This window comes from Staphylococcus sp. GDY8P126P, assembly GCF_017891965.1.
Lineage (GTDB): Bacteria > Bacillota > Bacilli > Staphylococcales > Staphylococcaceae > Staphylococcus > Staphylococcus saprophyticus.
In genome coordinates, this window is record NZ_JAESKG010000001.1 from 419,302 (window position 1) to 437,195 (window position 17,894).

The following is a 17,894-nucleotide window of genomic DNA, read 5'->3' on the forward strand; positions in this document are numbered from 1 at the left end:
GTTCATTACCTCCTATATTAAGTGACCCATTTTTTCTTTTTTTGTATTCATATAATCCTGATTGTATGCATTGGCTGGTACGATGAGTTCAATTCTCTTCGCAATATGAATACCATATGATTCTAAACTTTCAAATTTTTTCGGATTATTACTTAATAAATTTACACTGTCCACACCAAAATATTTTAATATTTGGGCAGCATTTTGATAATCTCTTAAATCTTCTTCAAATCCTAATGCAATATTTGCAGAAACTGTATCATAACCCTGTTCGATTAATTCGTAAGCTTTCAACTTATTAATTAAGCCTATGCCTCTACCCTCTTGAGGAAGATACAGTATCATGCCACCATGCTCTGCTATATATTTCATCGATGCTGCTAATTGTTCACCACAATCACATCGTTGACTATGAAAAATGTCGCCAGTTAAACATGCTGAATGGATTCGAACATTTTCAGTTTTATTAATGTCGCCATTAGCGATAACAACAATATCTTCTTCGCTATTATCTGTAGTAAAGCCATACATATCAAAGTTACCGTATTCTGTTGGCATCTTAACTTTTGCTTTTGCATCTAGTTTAGAAATTGAAGATTTTCGATACTTTTCTAAGTCTTCAATAGAAATCATAACTAAACCATGCGTTTCTTTAAATGCTTCTAATGACGCTCCTTTTGCCATTGTCCCATCTTCATCCATAATTTCACAAATTAATGCTGCTGGTTTAGCGCCAGTTAATTTAGCTAAATCCACAGACGCTTCAGTATGACCACGTCTTGATAGCACACCATTATCTTGTGCAATTAAAGGGAATAAATGACCCGGTTTATTAAAATCAGATCCAGTAGCTTGCTCATCGATCAATGCTCTCGCTGTCATTGTTCTTTCGTCTGCACTAATGCCAGTTGTTGTTTGTATGTGATCAACACTTACCGTAAACTGTGTGCCATAAACATCAGAATTATGCGTGACCATAGGATTTAGATCCAACTTTTCAGCAATTGCATTACTGATTGGTGCACAAATTAATCCTTTACCATAGGTCGCCATAAAATTAACAGTGTTGTCATTCATCCATTCCGTAACAGCTACTAAGTCACCTTCATTTTCTCTATTTTCATCATCTACGACTATGATACTTTCACCTTTTTTTAGTGCTTCCAGCGCTGTATCGATACTATCTAATTGCATATGAGCCCTCCTTAAAATCCAAATGCTTTAAGTTTATCTGAAGTTAATTTAGCATTATCATTTTCAATAATTTTTTCAACGTATTTAAATAACATATCCGTTTCTAAATGAACTGGATCACCAACACGCTTTTGATTTAATATCGTTGATTTTCTTGTCTCAGGAATGAGATGTATATCGAATTCTGATTGCTTTAATTGAAATATCGTTAAACTCACACCATCAACTGTAATTGAACCTTGACTAACCATTTGTTTTATCAATGACGTTGACGGTTGTATTGTTACAATTTTAGAATTATCCGATGACTGAATGCGTTTAATTTTCGCTACTTCATCTACATGACCAAGTACAAAATGTCCACCAAATCGACCTTGACCACTCATCGCTCTTTCTAAATTCACTTCAGAAGATTGACTTAATTGATTTAAATACGTTTTATTTTCTGTACCTTTTATAACTTGTACTGAAAAAGTGTGATTATCAAATTCTATTACTGTTAAACATGCTCCGTTAACACTGATTGAATCACCAATATGCATGTCAGTTAAAATCGTTTGACATTCAATTTTCAAGTTAACTACAGACTGTTGTGTTGATATTTTTTTAATTGTACCTATTTCTTCAACAATTCCAGTAAACATGTTTAATCACTTCTTTCGTAATTCTAATTTAAGATTTTGCTCAAGCATTTGTGAATCAACAATTTCAAACTGTGGGACTTCTGACAAATCGATGATTTTATCCGTATGGAAAAATTGATATTTGCCTGAACCACCAATTATTTTCGGGGCATAATATATAATTAGTTTATTTGTATAATTGGATTGAAGAAATTCAGAAGTAACTGTGGGACCTGCTTCTACTAACAATCTGCCTATACCTTTTTCATATAAATTTTTCATAATATTTTCTACTGAACAATTTGTAAGTTGAATAATTTCAACATGTTCAATGTCCGTTACTAAAGCTTCATTTTGTGTATAAATCCAAATCGGCGTATTCTTATTTTTAAAAATGTCTAAATTAAAATCTATGTTACCGTTTTGGGCTAGTATCACTTTAATTGGGTTTTTACCCTCTTCAATTCGAGTCGTATATTGTGGATTATCTGTATTTAACGTGCCACTACCAGTTAGTACCGCATCGTGATGATGTCTTAATTTAAAAACATCTTTTTTCACGAGTTTATTGGTAATCCATTTACTTTCACCAGTATCTGTCGCTTGTTTGCCATCTAAACTACAAGAAACCTTTACTGTTACCATTGGTACAGATTGTCGTTTTGTAATAAAGAAATCTTTATATAAGTTTTCAGCATCAGGTTGATGTCGAAATTCAACATCTATCCCTGCTTCTTGTAAAATACTGTCACCATTGGAAGGTAATGTAGTATCTTTAACTGCATAAACAACACTATTAATGCCTGCCTCAATAATTTTATTGACGCAAGGTGGTGTAGAACCAAAGTGTGTACAGGGTTCTAATGAAATATAAATGGTTCCACCTTTCGCATTGTCTTTTGCCATATCTAGCGCCTGCACTTCTGCATGTTTGTCACCTTTTTTTAAGTGTGCACCTATACCTACGATACGTCCTCGATTCACTACTACTGCACCAACTGGAGGGTTTAAACCTGTTTGTCCCTCAACCATTTGTGCAAGTTGTATAGCATAGTTTAAATATTGACTCATCTCATCACCTCTAAATAATAAAAAAACACCTGAAATGAACATTTCAGGTGTGGGATCTATTGATATAACATTATTAGCAAAAATTAGACACACTTATACATAAATTTTAAATTTATGGTATGCCAAATAGACACTTAAAAAGTGTTGTTTTGTTATACTTCATTCTTTCTCCCATCCAGACTTTACTGTCGGCTCTAGAATCTCACTAGATCAGCCACATTTATACACATAAATGCAGGTCGCAGGCTTAATTTACTGCCGGTTGGGAATTTCACCCTGCCCCGAAAGAATATCTATGAAATTGTTAATTGATGATTGAGTCATGTAACTGAAACTTAGTTACAAAATCATCGTACTACATTTTTTGAGAAATGACAATTCTTATTGCCTAAGTCGGCTTTATTTTTCTGATAATTAATACAATTACATGGAGAAATGAGTCAAAAAACGAACTATTTAAAGCGTCTAATCCCATTTATTAAATAATACGTTAAACGCTCACAGATGTTTAAAGCAACAAACCATTAGTGATACTTTAAATCATTTATTTGATTCAAATAAATGATTTATTACACTTACCGCTTGCCTTACAATCATCATGACGCCATTTCTCGATTGATTAATACCATTTGTTAACTGACCTAATGCATACATATTTTTAAGCGTGCCATACCTTGGACTTATAATTTGATTTGTTTCAGCTACAATTTGTATACCACCAAGTGGATGCGCTTGTACTACTTGTCTATTTTCTAAATTCAACACAAGTTGATCATCACTATCAAGATCTGAAAGTTGTGTTTTCGAACCTGTCGCATTAATGACTACATCACTATTTTCTACCGAACCGTCTTGAAATTCTAATTGAAATCTATGTTGACTATGTTTAACAGATTCTAAGCCCTTCTCAATTTTAATTAAGCCATTATTAATGTGTTCAATGAGTAATTGTGCAGTCTGTGGAGGCATTGGATTAGAATTTTCTTTTAAAATACCATGATAATTTGATAAAAAATGTTTTTGGTCAGTACGACTCAAACTATTCCATATCCAATTTAAATTTTCTTTGGCAAGCTCAAGTATACTTTGGAATTTACCTAACTCCTCTGCATGTTCTAAATCGTAAGTTAAATCTATAATCGGATCATTTGTTCTTCGATGCACAAGTGTTTCTACCGGAATTTCATAATGTGCACAGTCTTTCATAAATAACCGCATTGCCTCATCTAATGGCACATTTCCAAAATGTTTCTCTTTAATTTCATTAAAATTTTCAGGAGTTAAATATTTAAATTCAATATCAGGCATCTCACCTCTAACACTCGGTAAGTGACCCTTACGACTTGTAACCGTAATTGGTAAATTAGGATGATGCGCTGTTACATAGCGAATCACATCAAGACTTGCTAGTCCAGTACCAATAATAGAAATTCTATCTGTATCTTTAACATTATCTAACGTATTATATGTAGGATACGGTGTTTGTATATATCCTTTCGTGCCTTTCAATTTGTATGGATCATGATAAGACAACGTGCCTATAGCTAAAAATACTACATCATACTGCTTTCGATTTTCTATGTTATTTGCAGTACAAACATTATATTGTATATCTGTTTGACCTATATCTGAGTCAATAAAGACTTCAGAAACTTCTTCACAAATTTGGTGAATATTATCATACTGATTGATAAATTGTTGCAAATAATCTTTCATATAATGTCCAAAAATAAACCTCGGCAAATACTTCGGATTTGAAAACTTAAATGTTGATTGATTTTCATACCATTCATAAAATTCCCGTTCATTTTCTAAATTCAATGACATCTCTTCTGCAGGTAAATTAATTAATAATTGGTCACTATCGTTTTGAAACGGCACACCTTGCCCCATGTTTTTAGGGTTATCATATACATCGATAGCTAATTCAGAAAAACGTTCCTGTTTGACTAATTCCTTTAGCAAACTCACACCTGCCGTACCCATACCTATGATTGCAATCCTCATAGTTCACATCCTAACTAAACTTATTTAAGCTTTATTATACCAATGATTTATCTTACTTTACACATTAATGGTTTACAGTTGTTTCATCCGTTAAGTTATAATGTTTTATTAAATATGTTATTCTAAATATATTGAGAAATTTATTTTTTTGTATTTTAAATAAGGAGTATAATAATGAAATTTTTAAAACGATTTGTCATTTTGGTTTTATTTAGCACAATTTTTTTAGCAAGTTGTGAATTACCTGGCCTTGGTGGTGGACAATCAAAAAGCACTGTAAGAATATCTGCATTAGCCACAAGTGAATCCCAGATTATGGCCTATATGTTAAAAGAGTTAATTGAGCACGATACTGATGGGAAAGTAAAAGGTTCAATCATTAATAATTTAGGTTCCGCAACCATTCAACATAATGCATTAATGAATGGTGATGCTGATGTATCAAGCACACGATATACTGGTACTGATTTAGTAGGTGCACTTGAACAGAAACCAATCACCGATTCTACCAAAGCTATGCATGTTACAAAAAAATTATTTAATCAAAAATTTGATCAAACGTTTTTTAATTCATACGGTTTTGAAAACACGTTTGCCTTTATGGTCACAAAAGAAACAGCCAAAAAATTCAACTTACATACTGTTTCAGATTTAGAAAAAGTAAAAGACAAAGTAAATGTTGGCACAGATACCACGTGGATTAAACGCGGTGGCGACGGTTATGCCCCATTCCAAGAACATTACGGTTTTGCTTTCAATTCTATAAAACCTATGCAAATCGGACTTGTTTATGATGCATTAAAAAACCAAAAACTAGATGTTGCACTTGGCTATACTACAGATGGTAGAATTGCAGCATACGATTTAGTGGTTCTCAAAGACGATAAAAACTTCTTTCCGCCTTATGATGCCAGTGCAGTAGCGCCAAATAAACTTTTAGCTCAACAACCAGAACTAAAAAAAGCAATAAAAAAATTAGAAGGTCAAATCAGTACAGAACAAATGCAAAAATTAAATTATGAAGCTGATGGTCAAGGTAAAGAACCTGCCATTGTTGCGAAAGAATTTTTAAAACAACATCATTATTTTGATAAAAAATAGTATTGATTTCTACCTCTATATGCTTTGTTATTTTCAATGCACCTATTATCTTAGGTACATTCAAATATGAATTAGGAAGTGAAATAATGAAATTTATATTCAAAGTTTTCATATCTGCTTTGTTATTGTTTTTGCTTATTGGACAAAAAAATAAAGCACAGTAAAACACAAACGCATCTAAAAAGAGCCTAAGGCATCTATTTATGTCTTAGGCTCTTTAAATTATTGTTTATGTTTATTATCATCTTTATAAACAAAATATTTATAATACTTACCTTCTGTTTTCATATCTTCATAAAAGTGTGCCATTAATGAAGCGTTACTTTCTGCCCATTTTATGTCAGTAGCATATTGATGTTCGCCTGGATTTTTCGGATTCCATCTCATACTATATAGCGTATTTTGATCTTTATTTGATAAAAAATGTCCATGAATAAAGTTAGCACCGCCACTAATTGCTTTTTGTGGTGTATCCCATCCATGTTTCTTGGCATATTCAGACCCTGTTTTAATAGGATCTTCATCTAAAGCACCTACACCGAAGAAATTATAGTATTTTTTACCATCAATCTCTACGCCACTTGAAAGTTCACTTTTAGCAGAACCTGTTTCAAGCAATGCGTGTGAAATTAAGTAGACCTCATTTACATGTTTGTCTTTAGCAGCCTTTATAAATTCATCAGAATGCTTAAGTAATGTTGGGTTATCAATTAACATACGTTTGATTCTGTTATGGTCAATACCTTGATATTTATCTAATTCTAAAAATTGGTATTTTTGCGTATCACTCTCAATAAACTTACTACTATCCATCGCAGCTTTTATTTCAGTTGACGATGCGTCTCTCCATGTTTTGTTATCTTTACTTGAAACTTGTTGGCTTGTGTAGTTATCTATTTGCTTTTTAGATGCTTTATCTAAAGTTACTTTTAAATTATCAACTTTTTCTTGTTCATCTACTTCTTTAAAAAAGATTTGATCTGAAATCATTGAAAATACAATAATTGCAGCTACACCTAAGATTACCAATAAACCTATAATTGATAAAATTGAGCCTTTTTTATGCTTCGTCATGTTCCACACCTCTTAGGTAATAATTAGGAATGAGAAGTCTCTATCATTTATGTATCAATGCGCTTGAGACTATCTGATAATAAATTCTAACACTAAATAGTTAAACGCACAATTTTATCTAAGTGTTGTTACATATTCATAAAAAAAGTAATGAAATTTTAATTTCATTACTCTTGACTTTTACGATATTCCATTATGATAAAGCTCGATGCTTGTGATCTATTTTTATAATAATAACGATTCAAATCAATCGTACCTTCAATTTCTCCATCACGATACATCATTTCATTTGTTAAGTTATTTATCATTACAAAATCTGATTTATCTTTAATCATATCTAAATCATTATGTTTAGCAAAAAAATGCTCTAAATTTAAATGTGCGTAATCCATATAAACCTCCTGATAATTGTCCGAAGATAATAATACATCTTTTAGTGTTATATCTCTAAGTTGAATACGCGTTCATGTTATAAAAACTAAAATTTATTACTCTTATGTTATCTATTTAACACCTATTATCTATATTTAGCAAATGAAATTTATTATTTGTCTTTATAAAATGAATTTATCCGGAATTACAAGTTGTATATACAGCAATAGGAGGCACCAAATGCACTTTAGTAAAATTTATAATAAATCAAAACACATCATATATGTTCTTCTAAAAAAATACAATATTAAGTACAATAATGATGAATTTGTACAATTACTCACGATTAAATTATGGGAACTATCCAGAAAGTATAATGCCCAAAAATCTTCTTCATTTCAATCTTATTTATATACACGGTTAAATTTCTATTTAATTGATTTATTTCGTAAGCAACACAACACTTATGAAATATGCGAACCATTTGATGAAGTACGTTGTCATCAAATTCCTAGCATCTACCCTGATAGTAAAATAGAGGCTCATCATTTCTTAACAACGCTTACAACACAAGAACAACAGTGGTTACAATTAAAATTATATGGTTATAAACAAAAAGAGATTGCACAACACCTAAAGTGTTCAATATCAACCATAAAAAATATACAGCAACGTGTTCAAGTAAAATATTCTAAATACTATAAATTTTAATGAGGTGAATTTAATGAATAACCTTGCTAAACTATTATATTTCAAAACCGTTATCGGTCCCGAATTACTTACCATTTGTCAATATACAACACATCAATTTACGTATCCATCTTCCATTAATCAAACATTAAAATATATCCTTGAAACCAACCATCTTTCTTTACCCATACAAATTAAGCAAGCTAAGGACATACTTAAAATACGAAAACTCATCCCCATCTATATTAATAACCATACGATCGTCTTCCCAATTAAAGCAAAGCGCTCCCCAATACAATATTTTATCAATGCATTAGCAATTAATGGCTTAAAATCACAAGGTGCACAAACAGTTATTTATTTTGATAATGCAACTTTTATCATAGTTGATGTAGCATATATCGTTGTACATAAAAAATGGCAAGAAAGTTTAACACTTTCTCACCTAATAGATAGTTAGTATTTTATTACAATGCTTTGTTATGCTTATATTCTAATAATTTTTTCGTAAAGTAACCAGTGACCAACCTAATTAAATACAAACTAACAATAACAAGTAATAATGCTCCAATAAATGTTAATATGACTGTCAGTGTCGATAACTGTACTTCTGGTTTTATAAAATATTGTACAGCAGTTAAACTTGTAATAAAACCAAACAAGAAAATACCTAATAACATAATATATGTAAATAAAATACCTAATAATAAAGCAAATAACTGCGTAGACGATACTACTTTTTCTTTAAAAACATATTCTTTTAAAAATTGATTAGAAAATGCAATAGGTCGATTTAAATGTTCATTATCATGCTTTTCAACTACGCTTTCCAAAACAGAATCCAATTTACTTTTTTCTTTTTTATTTAAAAACCATAACTGCTTTTTAACTTTTTGCTTAAAAATATTTGCTTTCATTTAATATGTACTCCTTTAGCAATTTCGCCATACATCTCTTTCAAATAGTAATGAAATTATCTCAATGAATCAATTATAATTGAACACATTTTTTACAAATTATGCATCAACGACATCTAGTCCCATTAATGTAGCGAATTGAATTGCTTGTTCTTTAGATACCTTACACCCAACTAAATCTTCTTTATTGACGACAATTGTTTCAAATTGTGATGTGCTTAAATCACAACCTTTTAATGGCGTTTGATGTATTGTTACGTGGTTCATGTTTGTTTCATCGAATGTAATTTGTTTTAATGTTGATTCATAAAAAGCACCATGTTCAAGTTGACACGTATCAAATAGTAACTTATCCATTTTAGAGTCTATAAAACTAACAAAATTAGCTTTAACTTCACAAAATGAAGTATGACCCAACCTCATTTGTTTTAAATAAGTCCCTGTCATACGACAATTTTTAAATATCACTCTATGTAAACTACCATGTTCCATTTTAACATTAGAAAAATCACAATTTTCAAAAATCACGTCTGTAAAATCTACACGTCCTATATCAGAATTAGTAAAGTTGCAATTTGTGATGCGTGAACCATATATCAATAATCTATCTAAAGTTTGATCAACGAAATTTGAATGATTAATAGCTGCTTGCTCTAAAATATCGTCTTCATCATCAAAAACATCAGTAAGTATTTTATAATCTAAACTAACATTTATTTTGGGCTGTTGCAGTTTCTTTATTGTATCTCCTATTCAATCAATCTATTTCACTATATATTAGCAAATACGTAGGTGCTCTGTACATGACTTAATATATAATTTAATATTTATGTATAAGTATAATGGGCTTGCTAATGACTTAACTATTTTTTAACAAAAAAATTGAGTCTGAAACATCTATTGATGTCTCAGACTCTTTTTCAATTGAATAGTAGACGTAAGGTACCATTTTCAATATAAAACTACATTCATATTTTACATGAACTTGTCGTCACTATGAATAAGTTTTAGCTCAGGTAAACCTCTATCATCCCATCCATAAAAAGTGGGTGTACGTAATCTTTATTGTAAAATTCGTTTGTTATCCCACTCATAATTAAATTCATTCTAAAGTTTTATAGAATAGATAAACCAGAACTTTGGATGTCTTTAGCAAATCCTTGTACAGTGTCTACTGATAATTCACTAATATCACGACCAAGATTATTATTTACTTTTTTAACAACATCTGCTGGACATGTGATAATATCTGCACCGACTTCGTCTGCTTGAATGACATTAATCACTTCACGACAGCTTGCCCATAGTAATTTAACGCCTTCTTTACTATGCGTTACTTCTGCTGCTTCTTTCATCAATGGAATAGGATCTACACCTGTGTCAGCAATACGACCAGCGAAAACTGATACATAAGTTGGTACACCTTCTGTTACAGCATCAGTAATTTCTTTAACTTGGTCTAAAGTATAAACAGCAGTTACATTTAAACGAACGTTTTCTGCTGATAATTTTTTAATTAGAGAAATTGTTGATTCACCTTTAGTGTTTACAACTGGAATTTTAACGAATACATTGTCACCATATTGTTTTAAAATTTCAGCCTCTTTTGCCATAGTTTCTAAATCATCTGCGAATACTTCAAATGAAATAGAAGCATCAGGAATTTCACGTACAGCTTCTTCAGCAAAAGCTTTATAGTCCGTTACACCCGCTTTTGCCATTAAACTAGGGTTAGTTGTGAAACCATCAACCTGTTTGTTTTTATAAGCTGCTTTCATTTCTTCAATATCTGCACCATCTGCAAACACTTCAACATTTAAATTTACCATTACTAATTCCTCCTGACTTAAATAAATAATTCAATTAAGAATTATTTTCTAACGGTTATTAACCATACAGTTTATTTATACCATCAATATTAGAAAAATTCTAATTTTTTGCTTAAAATCTTATCATTCAATACATCTTCATAATCAATTCACATCAGTCAACGATTTAATTTGACGCACTTTTTAAAACTCAAATATCAGAAAATAATATAAAATAGTAAATTTCATTAAATATTCTTATATTTATGGTATCATTGTAAAATGAATTGCACTAGGAGGTAAATATGGCACGTTCAAAACTTTATTTTTATTTATCTAGTTTATTAGTAATTATAAGTCTTTATTTTAATACTAGAAATCCTCTACTAAGCACACATTTTAGTTCAATGATTAAATTAATATTTGTGTGTAGTATCATTAACGCTATTATTTTAATTATTTCAATTATATTTGCAGATAAAGCTATCAAACATTTACATAATGATTCAGATTGGATTAGAATAGCCAGCAAAATCTTGCCATACATTATTTTGGTGGTATTAATCATTCATATCATTGCTTCCCTATCAACGTTTGGTATTATTTTCTAGTTTATAGTAAGGATGAGATGTAGAATGTATTTTAAATTTTACTCAAAAATTTCATCTACCAACTTTAGTAATAGTGAAATATAAAACCATATTATATGTTTTAACACGTAAACATTAATTTTTATCAACTTCTACCAATATGATTGACGAAACTGGGGCATTTTTTAATTATGTTCCAGTTTTTAATTTTAAGGAAGGACATACATTAATATGCAATATTTATTTATTTTTCTAGGTGGTGCTGTCGGTGCATTACTAAGATATTTACTTTCATTTATAAATACATCTTTTGAAATGCCTATTGGCACATTTATTGCAAATTTATGCGGTGCATTTTTGATGGGGTTTCTTGGCACTCTAGCTATCCAATACTTTAATAATAGCCCAATGCTCAAAAAAGGTATCACAACAGGTTTTATAGGATCACTGACTACCTTCTCGACGTTTCAATTTGAACTTGTACAATTTTTTGAAAGCGGCTCTTTTATTTTACTCATTGTATATGCATTAACGAGTTACATCTTTGGTATCTTACTATGCTTCTTGGGTGTTAGATTGGGGGCTAAAATTTCATGATTCAATGTATATTAGTTATGCTAGGCGGCGGCATTGGTGCGGTAATTAGAGGATTCGTCACAAATGTATTTAATCAGAAATTTAATACTTCCCTTCCTATACCTACACTTTTAGTAAATGTAGTAGGCAGTTTTTGTATCGGACTACTTATGGGTATGTGTTTAAATATAAATTGGATTAATCCTTTTATTATCGTAGGCATACTGGGTGGATTAACTACATTTTCAACTTTGTCTTCCGAACTCGTTAAATTATTGACAACACCGAAACAAATCAATTTATTTATACTTTATTCTATTTTACAATATGGTGTTTCATTCGTAGCCTGCTTGTTGGGTTACTATCTTTTTTAAATCTTCTTAGCAACATACTAGATAATCTTCCATCCATAAATAAAACAGTCTGAGACCTTTAATGATGTCTCAGACTGTTTTTGATTATGATGTAAGTATAAAGCAACACACTTTATACTTAAACATCGATTCATGTATTCCAATTAAAGTAGCAGGACTTATACCTAAACTTCAGTCAAAGTAGCCCTCTATACTACAATCCATGTTTAGTGGAGCTAAGTCATCTTTATTAAAAAATCGGTTTCCACCTTATTTTTTATTTCATCGACTTAGTGACCATTGTACCCTATTGGATCTGGTCCAATCCTTTTATCTTCATTCAGGCTATCTAATTTTTCAATTTGAGTTGGTGTTAAATTAAAATCAAAGACATTCAAATTTTCTTCAATTCTAGACGGTGTAACTGATTTTGGTATCACTACTACACCGTGTTCAATATTCCATCTTATAATGACTTGTGCTGGTGATTTTCCAACTTCTTCTGCTACTGATTTAACGGTTGCATCCTCTAAGATTTGTGCATTCATTAATGGTGACCACGATTCCATATGAATATTTTGTACTTCTAAATATCTTCTTAGTGATTCTTGTAATAAGTATGGGTGAAATTCAACTTGATTAATGACTGGTTTTATAGAAACCTGTGCCAATAATGCTTCTAAATGTTCAACATTAAAGTTACTCACACCAATATTTTTCACTTTATTATCTTTATATAAATCTTCCATCCCTTGCCAAGTGTCAATCATTAAAGCTTCATCAGTACCTGGCCAATGCATTAAATACAAATCAAGATAATCTAAGTTAAGTTTTTTTAGACTCGTTTCATATGCAGTTTCAACATTTTTGCGACCATAATCATCTAACCACAATTTTGATGTAATAAACAAATCACTTCTTTTCAGTCCTGTAGAAGCAAGACCTTCCGCAATACCTTCGCCAACTTTATCTTCATTTTCATAAATCATGGCTGTATCGATATGTGTATAACCACTCTCAATCGCATGTTTAACCGACGCTTTACACTCATCGTTATTTTCAACACGGAACGTTCCTAAACCTACTATAGGCATTTCATTGCCATTATAAAAACTAATATTTTCCAAGTTAAAGTCCCCTTTTAGTTAAGTTAATGTTTATATTAATGAATATTATCAAAAATATAAATAATAATGCTTATAAATTTAAAAATATCTATTCAGGATACTTTTAATTAGAACAATTTAAAAAGTCGAAATATTATTATATATGACAAAAAGCTACAGACAAAAGTGAACTAACTTTGTCTGTAGCTTTTTTATATATCATAATATTCTAATTAAATGATTCGATTTCATCCATTACACGTTGTAAGTCTTCAACATTGTATTGAATGCGACCATGAAAGACAAATTTATTAAAGAATTCGTCTAATTGTTCTGGTCCTACTAAAACTTTTGAATTTGAACTTTGTGCATAATTTGTAATCGTAACATCGCCATCATTTTTAGGGTTGAAGTATAAGATAGTTGTTGGTGTAAATTTTAAATTTAATTCTGTTTGGATATCACCAGCAAGTCTTTCAATTTCATTTAAATGCGTCGTGTAATTAACAAATGATAAAGCATCTTTATCTTCATTTTGATCTAAGACAAGTGTTTGTGGAACTTGACCATCAAGATCTAATGTATTAAATACTTGTTCCATCATCGGCTGTTCTTTAAATTGTGCAGCACTTACGCCATTATACACATGACCTTTAAGCAATTGTGAATCAATGATATATAAACCTGTACGTGTTAGGACTAAGTGACTGATACGTTGCACATCACTAAACTCATTCCTTGGTAAAAAGATATTTGCCATAATATGCATATCTTCTGGACGAATTCTTTTCTCATTTACAAGTCGTTCGCGAATACCTATTAATCTCATATCAGTTACATATTCACTTTGATTTTTAGAGAATAATTTTAATGCATCAATTTCTCTATCTTTAGAATTAACCGCAGCCGTATATTCTTCTTTTTGTTTTGTTACCGTTTTTTTATTTTCAATTCTTTCTTTTTCTAGCTCTTCTTCATGCTCATCGCTCAGTTGTTGCTCTCTTGATTTATATTGCGCTTCAACTTTTTCTTGCGCTTTTTTCTTACTTTTTAAAGCAACAATAAATAAAATCAAACAAATGACTGCTACGACAATTGCCACGATTAAACCAATCTCTATTGGTCCAAATGAATTCATAACAAAAACGCTCCTTTATGTGTTCAGTAACTTAATTATAATAGATATGCGCATCGTATTCGATAGTAAAGTTTAAAATTTAAACATTTTGTCTCAGTTTAAGCTTTGACACTATCTTTTAATAAGTTAACTTTATCTAATTTTTCCCATGGTAATAGCACATCAGTACGTCCAAAATGACCATATGCAGCTGTTTGTTTATAAATTGGATGTTTTAAATCAAGCATTTTAATAATTCCGGCAGGTCTTAAATCAAAATGTTTTCTTACAGCTTCTACTAATTCATATTCACTGACTTTACCAGTACCAAATGTATCTATTGAAATTGAAACCGGTTCAGCAACACCAATCGCATACGCTAATTGTACTTCACATTTTTCAGCCAATTGAGCTGCAACAATATTTTTAGCTACATAACGTGCAGCATATGCAGCTGAGCGGTCAACTTTAGTTGGATCCTTACCACTGAAGCATCCACCACCATGACGTGCATATCCACCATATGTGTCCACGATGATTTTTCGACCTGTTAGTCCTGCATCTCCTTGAGGACCGCCGATTACAAATCTACCAGTTGGGTTAATATAAAATTTCGTCTGTTCATCTAATAATGACTCTGGCACTGTTGGATAAATAACGTGTGTTTTAATATCATCTTTAATTTGATCCAATTCAATATCTTCAGCATGTTGCGTAGATAAAACAATAGTATCTATTCGAACTGGTTTATCTTGTTCATCATATTCAACTGTCACTTGAACCTTTCCATCAGGACGCAAGTATTTTAAAATTTCATCTTTACGTACGTCAGATAAGCGTTTAGCTAACTGATGTGATAAGAAAATGGGTAACGGCATATACGTATCTGTTTCATTAGTTGCATAACCAAACATCAAGCCTTGATCTCCTGCACCCGTAGCTTCAATTTCCGCTTCAGAAGCTTCGTCGCGATATTCTAAAGCTGTATCTACACCTTGTGCGATGTCAGAAGATTGTTCGTCAATTGCTGTTAATACAGCCATCGTTTGGCTGTCATAACCGAATTTCGCACGTGTGTAACCTATTTCTTTAATTGTTTCTCTAACTACTTTTGGTATATCAACATAAGTTGTTGTTGAAATTTCTCCTGAAATTAAAGCCATACCTGTGGTTACAGTCGTTTCACAAGCCACACGTGCATTTGGGTCATCTTTTAAAATTTCATCTAAAATCGCATCCGATACTTGGTCAGCAATCTTGTCCGGATGCCCTTCTGTTACAGATTCTGAAGTAAACAATCTTTTATTATATGTCATAATTTGCTCCTTTAGTTTTAAATTACGAAAATTCTCTCTCTGTTGAGCTCATTAAAAAAGGCCTTCTACACTATAGTAAATAGAGAGAAGGCCCTTTATACGTCCATTCGCTCTTATCGTTCAGACGCTATTTGTCTGCAAACGGTTTGGCACCTTTCTTCAATTAAGAAGAGGTTGCTGGGCTTCATTGGGTCCATGTCCCTCCGCCACTCAGGATAAGAGAATCCGTTAATCTATATAGTACCTAATCTAACATATAATGTCAATTTTACATTTATTAATATTTATTTAAAATTCCTTTGAAATTGGTGTGGACTATTAATCTATATATGTTATACTCTGTAATTGTAAAGGCTTACATCAACTAAATAGCGTGGAGGGATCAAGTATGGCGGTAGATACATACACTTATACAAGCAAAATTGAAAGCATTTTAGACAAGCAATCTTCATTATTTCAATTATCTACAACTCAGTTGTATAATAAAATTTTAGAAAATAATGAAGGCGAACTAACGGAATTAGGCGCCATCAATGCAAAAACTGGTAAATATACTGGTCGTTCACCAAAAGATAAGTTTATTGTCACTGAGCCATCTTATAGAGATGACATCGATTGGGGCAACATAAACCAACCTATCGAAGAAGAAAAATTTCTAAATTTATATGATAAAGTATTAAACTATCTTGATAAGAAAGATGAGCTTTATGTTTTTAACGGTTATGCAGGTAGCGATGAAGATTCACAGTTAAAACTCACTGTTGTTAATGAATTGGCTTGGCATAATTTGTTCGCTCAAAACATGTTCATCCGTCCAAGTACAAATGAAGAAGCTCAAGAAATCAAACCAAACTTCACTATTATTTCTGCACCTCACTTCAAAGCAGACCCATCCATAGATGGTACAAATTCAGAAACCTTCATTATCACATCATTTAAACATAAAGTAATCCTAATAGGTGGAACTGAATATGCTGGTGAAATGAAAAAAGGAATCTTCTCCGTAATGAACTACTTACTACCTAAAGATGACATTATGAGTATGCATTGTTCAGCAAATGTTGGCGAAAAAGGCGACGTAGCTCTATTCTTTGGTTTATCAGGTACTGGAAAGACAACACTTTCTGCTGACCCTACACGTAAACTCATCGGTGATGATGAGCATGGATGGAATAATAACGGTATCTTCAACATCGAAGGTGGCTGTTACGCAAAAGCAATTAATCTATCACAGAAAAAAGAACCACAAATTTATGATGCTATTAAATACGGAACAATTCTAGAAAACGTTGTTGTTGATGAAGAAGGCGATGTTGATTTTGACGACAAGCAATACACGGAAAATACTAGAGCTGCATACCCTATTCACCACATTGATAATATTGTGACACCATCTAAAGCAGCGCATCCTAATACAATTATTTTCTTAACTGCAGATGCATTTGGTGTATTACCACCTATTTCAAAATTAACCAAAGACCAAGCGATGTATCATTTTTTAAGTGGTTTCACTGCTAAATTAGCTGGAACAGAACGAGGCGTTACTGAGCCTGAACCATCATTCTCTACTTGTTTTGGTTCCCCATTCTTACCATTAAACGCTAAAGTTTATGCTGATTTATTAGGTAACTTAATAGATAAACATGGCGTTGATGTTTACTTAGTTAACACGGGTTGGACTGGCGGAAAGTATGGCGTTGGACGTCGTATTAGCCTAAATTATACAAGACAAATGGTTAATCAAGCCATTACAGGTAAATTGAGAGATGCAGAATATGTGAAAGATGATATGTTCGGATTAGATATTCCTGTTGAAGTAGAAGATGTCCCTCAAACATTGCTCAATCCTATCAATGCTTGGAGTAAGCCAGAAGCATACAGAACACAAGCTCAAGATTTAATTAATCGTTTTAAATCTAATTTTGAAAAATTTGGAGAAGATGTTGACGAATTAGCCGTCAATGGCGGATTTGAATAAT

General features: G+C 31.6%; 19 protein-coding genes and 2 riboswitches. Of the genes, 7 read left to right on the top strand and 12 right to left on the bottom strand.

What is annotated here, in order from left to right; genetic code table 11:
* Positions 1–12: 12 nt before the first annotated feature.
* From KA893_RS02020 to KA893_RS02035, 4 genes are all read right to left on the bottom strand, one after another.
* Positions 13–1,194: a bifunctional 3,4-dihydroxy-2-butanone-4-phosphate synthase/GTP cyclohydrolase II gene (locus KA893_RS02020; protein ID WP_041080038.1), complete on the bottom strand. Its 1,182-nt coding sequence runs from the start codon at positions 1,192–1,194 to the stop codon at positions 13–15.
* A gap of 11 nt (positions 1,195–1,205) precedes the next feature.
* Complete coding sequence (ribE, locus tag KA893_RS02025; protein ID WP_002482976.1) at positions 1,206–1,838, bottom strand: riboflavin synthase; 633 nt, start codon at positions 1,836–1,838, stop codon at positions 1,206–1,208.
* A gap of 6 nt (positions 1,839–1,844) precedes the next feature.
* Positions 1,845–2,888, bottom strand: coding sequence for a bifunctional diaminohydroxyphosphoribosylaminopyrimidine deaminase/5-amino-6-(5-phosphoribosylamino)uracil reductase RibD (gene ribD, locus KA893_RS02030; RefSeq protein ID WP_210125560.1), 1,044 nt, complete (start codon positions 2,886–2,888; stop codon positions 1,845–1,847).
* Positions 2,889–3,047: 159 nt separating this feature from the next.
* A riboswitch (FMN riboswitch) is annotated at positions 3,048–3,181 on the bottom strand.
* A gap of 247 nt (positions 3,182–3,428) precedes the next feature.
* A complete protein-coding gene (locus KA893_RS02035) occupies positions 3,429–4,895 on the bottom strand; it encodes an FAD/NAD(P)-binding protein (protein WP_002482974.1) in 1,467 nt (488 codons plus the stop codon).
* 174 nt (positions 4,896–5,069) lie between these two features.
* Here KA893_RS02035 and KA893_RS02040 point away from each other — a divergent pair, with 174 nt between their 5' ends.
* Positions 5,070–5,996: an osmoprotectant ABC transporter substrate-binding protein gene (locus KA893_RS02040; RefSeq protein ID WP_037538233.1), complete on the top strand. Its 927-nt coding sequence runs from the start codon at positions 5,070–5,072 to the stop codon at positions 5,994–5,996.
* Between the two features lie 222 nt (positions 5,997–6,218).
* Here the strand turns inward: KA893_RS02040 and sagB are convergent, their stop codons facing one another.
* Together sagB and KA893_RS02050 are read right to left on the bottom strand one after the other, a co-directional pair.
* Positions 6,219–7,070, bottom strand: a complete 852-nt coding sequence (gene sagB, locus KA893_RS02045; protein ID WP_002482919.1) for a peptidoglycan release complex glucosaminidase SagB — start codon at positions 7,068–7,070, stop codon at positions 6,219–6,221.
* A 167-nt stretch (positions 7,071–7,237) separates the two neighbouring features.
* A complete protein-coding gene (locus KA893_RS02050; RefSeq protein ID WP_002482918.1) occupies positions 7,238–7,462 on the bottom strand; it encodes a hypothetical protein in 225 nt (74 codons plus the stop codon).
* Positions 7,463–7,682: 220 nt separating this feature from the next.
* On the opposite strand from KA893_RS02050, the gene KA893_RS02055 reads away from it, so the two are divergent.
* Positions 7,683–8,153, top strand: coding sequence for a sigma-70 family RNA polymerase sigma factor (locus KA893_RS02055; RefSeq protein ID WP_041080044.1), 471 nt, complete (start codon positions 7,683–7,685; stop codon positions 8,151–8,153).
* A 13-nt stretch (positions 8,154–8,166) separates the two neighbouring features.
* Entirely contained in the window at positions 8,167–8,592 is a 426-nt protein-coding gene (locus tag KA893_RS02060; protein WP_041080046.1) for a competence protein ComK, read from the top strand.
* Between the two features lie 7 nt (positions 8,593–8,599).
* Here the strand turns inward: KA893_RS02060 and KA893_RS02065 are convergent, their stop codons facing one another.
* The 3 genes from KA893_RS02065 to KA893_RS02075 all read right to left on the bottom strand — a co-directional run bounded on the left by KA893_RS02065 (position 8,600) and on the right by KA893_RS02075 (position 10,878).
* Positions 8,600–9,049, bottom strand: coding sequence for a hypothetical protein (locus KA893_RS02065; RefSeq protein ID WP_011302838.1), 450 nt, complete (start codon positions 9,047–9,049; stop codon positions 8,600–8,602).
* 99 nt (positions 9,050–9,148) lie between these two features.
* Positions 9,149–9,649, bottom strand: a complete 501-nt coding sequence (locus tag KA893_RS02070) for a pentapeptide repeat-containing protein (protein WP_232010387.1) — start codon at positions 9,647–9,649, stop codon at positions 9,149–9,151.
* A gap of 515 nt (positions 9,650–10,164) precedes the next feature.
* A complete protein-coding gene (locus KA893_RS02075; protein ID WP_002482913.1) occupies positions 10,165–10,878 on the bottom strand; it encodes a transaldolase in 714 nt (237 codons plus the stop codon).
* A 284-nt stretch (positions 10,879–11,162) separates the two neighbouring features.
* Between KA893_RS02075 and KA893_RS02080 the strand changes: the two genes are divergently transcribed.
* The 3 genes from KA893_RS02080 (at position 11,163) to KA893_RS02090 (ending at position 12,397) form a co-directional block, all read left to right on the top strand.
* Positions 11,163–11,468, top strand: coding sequence for a hypothetical protein (locus KA893_RS02080; RefSeq protein WP_011302835.1), 306 nt, complete (start codon positions 11,163–11,165; stop codon positions 11,466–11,468).
* A 210-nt stretch (positions 11,469–11,678) separates the two neighbouring features.
* A complete protein-coding gene (crcB, locus tag KA893_RS02085; protein ID WP_011302834.1) occupies positions 11,679–12,044 on the top strand; it encodes a fluoride efflux transporter CrcB in 366 nt (121 codons plus the stop codon).
* Positions 12,041–12,397, top strand: a complete 357-nt coding sequence (locus KA893_RS02090) for a fluoride efflux transporter FluC (RefSeq protein ID WP_037538161.1) — start codon at positions 12,041–12,043, stop codon at positions 12,395–12,397. The genes crcB and KA893_RS02090 overlap by 4 nt, the downstream gene beginning before the upstream one ends.
* Positions 12,398–12,666: 269 nt before the next feature.
* Here KA893_RS02090 and KA893_RS02095 read toward each other — a convergent pair whose 3' ends face one another.
* The 3 genes from KA893_RS02095 to metK all read right to left on the bottom strand — a co-directional run bounded on the left by KA893_RS02095 (position 12,667) and on the right by metK (position 15,915).
* Entirely contained in the window at positions 12,667–13,503 is an 837-nt protein-coding gene (locus KA893_RS02095; protein ID WP_002482912.1) for an aldo/keto reductase, read from the bottom strand.
* 208 nt (positions 13,504–13,711) lie between these two features.
* Positions 13,712–14,620 carry a nuclease-related domain-containing protein gene (locus tag KA893_RS02100; protein WP_002482911.1) on the bottom strand — a complete coding sequence of 303 codons (909 nt, stop codon included), beginning with the start codon at positions 14,618–14,620 and terminating at the stop codon, positions 13,712–13,714.
* Positions 14,621–14,718: 98 nt separating this feature from the next.
* On the bottom strand, positions 14,719–15,915 hold the full coding sequence (gene metK / locus KA893_RS02105) for a methionine adenosyltransferase (protein ID WP_002482910.1): 1,197 nt from the start codon (positions 15,913–15,915) through the stop codon (positions 14,719–14,721).
* A 110-nt stretch (positions 15,916–16,025) separates the two neighbouring features.
* A riboswitch (SAM riboswitch) is annotated at positions 16,026–16,137 on the bottom strand.
* Between the two features lie 166 nt (positions 16,138–16,303).
* On the opposite strand from metK, the gene pckA reads away from it, so the two are divergent.
* A complete protein-coding gene (pckA, locus tag KA893_RS02110) occupies positions 16,304–17,893 on the top strand; it encodes a phosphoenolpyruvate carboxykinase (ATP) (protein WP_069822071.1) in 1,590 nt (529 codons plus the stop codon).
* The last annotated feature ends 1 nt before the right edge of the window (position 17,894 follow it).